This is a genomic window from Stenotrophomonas sp. P5_B8 (assembly GCF_054049855.1).
The window spans coordinates 1-3,215 of sequence record NZ_JBFULO010000428.1; the positions used below are offsets into that span (position 1 = coordinate 1).

At 68.0% G+C, this 3,215-nt stretch carries 5 protein-coding genes; 3 read left to right on the forward strand and 2 right to left on the reverse strand.

Going from position 1 to position 3,215, the window contains the following annotated elements; genetic code table 11:
• The coding region (locus ACXJKH_RS17530) for a thioredoxin family protein (RefSeq protein ID WP_457321239.1) at nt 1-198 on the forward strand (198 nt) is incomplete at its 5' end.
• A 217-nt stretch (nt 199-415) separates the two neighbouring features.
• On the opposite strand, the gene ACXJKH_RS17535 is transcribed toward ACXJKH_RS17530, so the two are convergent.
• Both ACXJKH_RS17535 and ACXJKH_RS17540 read right to left on the reverse strand, forming a co-directional pair.
• Entirely contained in the window at nt 416-727 is a 312-nt protein-coding gene (locus ACXJKH_RS17535) for a DUF3817 domain-containing protein (RefSeq protein ID WP_256774376.1), read from the reverse strand.
• A gap of 135 nt (nt 728-862) precedes the next feature.
• Nucleotides 863-1,624 (reverse strand): SDR family NAD(P)-dependent oxidoreductase, encoded by a 762-nt coding sequence (locus tag ACXJKH_RS17540; protein ID WP_256774273.1) that lies wholly within the window; start codon nt 1,622-1,624, stop codon nt 863-865.
• 101 nt (nt 1,625-1,725) lie between these two features.
• Here ACXJKH_RS17540 and ACXJKH_RS17545 point away from each other — a divergent pair, with 101 nt between their 5' ends.
• Nucleotides 1,726-2,634: a LysR family transcriptional regulator gene (locus tag ACXJKH_RS17545; RefSeq protein WP_256774272.1), complete on the forward strand. Its 909-nt coding sequence runs from the start codon at nt 1,726-1,728 to the stop codon at nt 2,632-2,634.
• 163 nt (nt 2,635-2,797) lie between these two features.
• A partial coding sequence (locus ACXJKH_RS17550) for a DeoR/GlpR family DNA-binding transcription regulator (protein ID WP_457321241.1) occupies nt 2,798-3,215 on the forward strand: 418 nt, incomplete at its 3' end.

Genomic DNA, 3,215 nt, shown 5'->3' on the forward strand with positions numbered 1-3,215 from the left:
GGTTCGCCCCGCGCGGCGGGTGTCGTGCTGCTCAAGGTGAAGCTGGAAACCATCGGCGAAGTGTTCTTCCGCAGCCTCGGCCTGCGCCAGACACCGACGTTGCTGCTGATCCGTGGCGGGCGTGAAGTCGCACGGCTGGCCGGCTATCAGTCCCCCGGAAAGATCGGCGAGGCGTTGGCGTCGGTGATGCCCTCCTGAGACAGGAGAAGGTGGCCGCCCGTCCAATCACCGGCACGGTCGGTTCCCAAACCACCGCCGATACCGGCGCAACGCGCATTGCACGCAGGACCCACGAACGCAGTCCGCGCCTGCGATCAGCAAACCGGTCTGCGCCCCCCGTCATGTCGCCACCGCAGGGTGACCCGATGCGTGCAGTCGACCAAGGTTCGCCCCAAGCCGGCGCCGGGGACCAGCATCAGGCCGGGCGACGGCTCAACAACCCGCGCCGCTTGAACCACCATTCCAGCGGCAGCGTCACCAACGGCGGCACCGCGGCCAGCACTGCCAGGCCCGCCGCCCACCATGGCCACCGCAGCCGCACCGCGGCCAGCACCGTCACCACGACGTAAGCCATGAAGGCAAACCCATGCAGTGGACCGAACACGCGGACGCCGACCGGGGTCGGGTCGGCGGCGTGGTACTTGAAGTACATACCGATCAGCAGCCCGGCCCAGGTCAATGCTTCGATGAAGGCGACGGTGGCAAATACACGGCCCATCGGGCGCATCGGAAGAGGAGCGTTCAAATCAGACTCGGCTCGGCACGGACAGAATGCCCATGATAGCCGCGAACTGCGAATGCGACCCGTTTGCAGAACCACCGCAACGAAAACGGGCGCACGCAACGCGCACGCCCGCATCCTTCAGACGAACATGCCGCCGGACGCCTCCACCCGCTGTGCATTGATCCAGCCGGTGCTCGGCGACAACAGCGCCGCCGCTACCGGGCCGATGTCCTCCGGCTGACCGGCACGCCCCAACGCCGTGATCGAGGCAACCATGCCGTTGACGTGTTCGTCGTCGCGCACCCGACCGCCGCCGAAGTCGGTGGCGATCGCGCCCGGTGCCAGCGTGTTGGCGCTGATGCCACGCGCGCCCAGCTCCTTGGCCAGGTAGCGGGTGAACACCTCGATGCCGCCCTTCATCATCGCGTAGGCCGAACTGCCCGGCAGCGAGAAGCGCGCCAATCCGCTGGAGACATTGAGGATGCGCCCGCCATCGGCGATCAACGGCAGCAGCGCCTGGGTCAGGAAGTACGGCCCCTTCAGGTGTACCGCCACCGCGTGGTCGAACTGTTCCGGCGTGGTGTCGGCGATGCTCGCATACAGACCTTCGCCGGCATTGTTGAGCAGGCCCTGCAGATGGCGGGCGCCGAGGGTCTGCAGGGTCTGCCGCACCTGGTCGGCGAACGCGCCAAAGCTGCCGCTGTCGGCCACATCCAGCGGCAAGGCCACCGCGCGCCGGCCCAGCGCCTCGATCTGCGCCACCACCTGCTGCGCGGCATCGGCCTGGTTGCGGTAGGTCAACACGATGTCCGCGCCGTCGGCGGCCAGGGCCAGGGCGGCATTGCGGCCCAGGCCACGGCTACCGCCGGTGATGAGGACGATACGGGGCGAGCTGCTCATGTGGATTCTCCAGCGTTGGGGGTGGGTACAGCCTATTGATCTTGCAGGGCCACATAAATCACGCGATCCTGATTTGACTGTTCAATATTGGATAACAATCCATGGACCGCCTCGACCAGCTGCGCAGCTTCCTGCGCGTCGCCGAACTCGGCTCGTTCACCGGCGCCGCCGACAGCCTCGGCCTGCCCAAGGCCAGCGTGTCGCTGGCGGTGCAGCGGCTGGAGGCCGAGGTGGGCGTGCAGCTGCTGCACCGGACCACCCGCCGCGTCCAGCTCAGCGCCGACGGCGCGCAGTTCCAGCAGCGCGCCCGCGACCTGCTCGACGACATGGAAGAGCTGCAGGGCATGTTCCGCCGCGACACCAGCCAGCTCAAAGGGCGGCTGCGGGTGGACATGTCCAGCGGCCTGGCCCGGCAGCTGGTGATCCCGCACCTGCCCGGTTTCCTGGCCCTGCATCCCGGCCTGGAGATCGAACTGAGCGGCACCGACCGCCGCGTCGATCTGGTCCGCGAGGGCTTCGACTGCGTGCTGCGGGTGGGCAGCCTGGACGACAACACGCTCGTCGCCCGCCCGCTGGGCCTGATGCGGATCGTCAACTGCGCCAGCCCGGCGTATCTGGCCACGCACGGCACCCCACGCGAACTGGCAGACCTGGCCGATCACGCCTTGATCCACTACGTCGGCACGCTCGGCCAACGCTCGCCGGGCTTCGAGTATCCCGACGGTGCCGGCTACCGGAACCTGCCGATGCGCGGTCCGATCACCGTCAACAGCGGCGAGGGCTACAGCGCCGCCGCGCTGGCCGGGCTGGGCATCATCCAGGTGCCACGTCTCGGGGTGCGCCAGGCGCTGGCCGCCGGCACACTGGTGGAAGTGCTGCCGCAGCTGGCCGCCGAGCCGATGCCGGTGACGTTGCTGTACGCGCAGCGCCGCCACTTGCCACAACGGGTGACTGCATTCATGGACTGGGTGGCCGGGGTGATCCAGCCGGAACTGTCGCGGGAGGACTAGCGCAACGGCGGACGGGCGTGAACATTCATGCACGATAGAATGCACGTTTGTACGCATTATCGCGCACGTTTCCGTATACTCAGTCCTCTGCGCAACGAACGATGCCCGTTTTCGCCGGTTTGAACAATCTTCCCTGCACGTTTCATTTCCCGCGAGTCGTTCCATGACCCCCGAAGCCCTGCCCGGCGAACGCCAACAGACCATCCTGCGCCTGCTGCGCGAACAAGGCCGCGTGTTCTCCGCGCCGCTGGCCGTGCAGATGGGCGTGTCGGAAGACTCGATCCGCCGCGACCTGCGTGATCTGGCCAGCCAGGGCCTGTGTCGCAAGGTGTACGGCGGCGCCCTGCCCGCCGCACCGGCGTTCCCGCCACTGGCCGACCGCCATGCCCAGCAACGCGAACAGAAGCAGGCCCTCGCGCGTGCCGCCGCCGCGCATGTCCGCCCGGGCGAGCTGGTGCTGCTCGACGCCGGTTCCACCAACAGCGCCATCGCCGCCTGCCTGCCCGACCAGCACGGCATCCGGGTGATCACCAACGCACCGGATATCGCGGTGCTGCTGATGGCACGCAACGGTATTGAGG

Coding starts and splice junctions, on each gene's coding strand:
- ACXJKH_RS17540 (WP_256774273.1), bottom strand. CDS start 1,624: ATGAGCAGCTCGCCCCGTATCGTCCTCATCACCGGCGGTAGCCGTGGC.
- ACXJKH_RS17535 (WP_256774376.1), bottom strand. CDS start 727: ATGCGCCCGATGGGCCGTGTATTTGCCACCGTCGCCTTCATCGAAGCA.
- ACXJKH_RS17545 (WP_256774272.1), top strand. CDS start 1,726: ATGGACCGCCTCGACCAGCTGCGCAGCTTCCTGCGCGTCGCCGAACTC.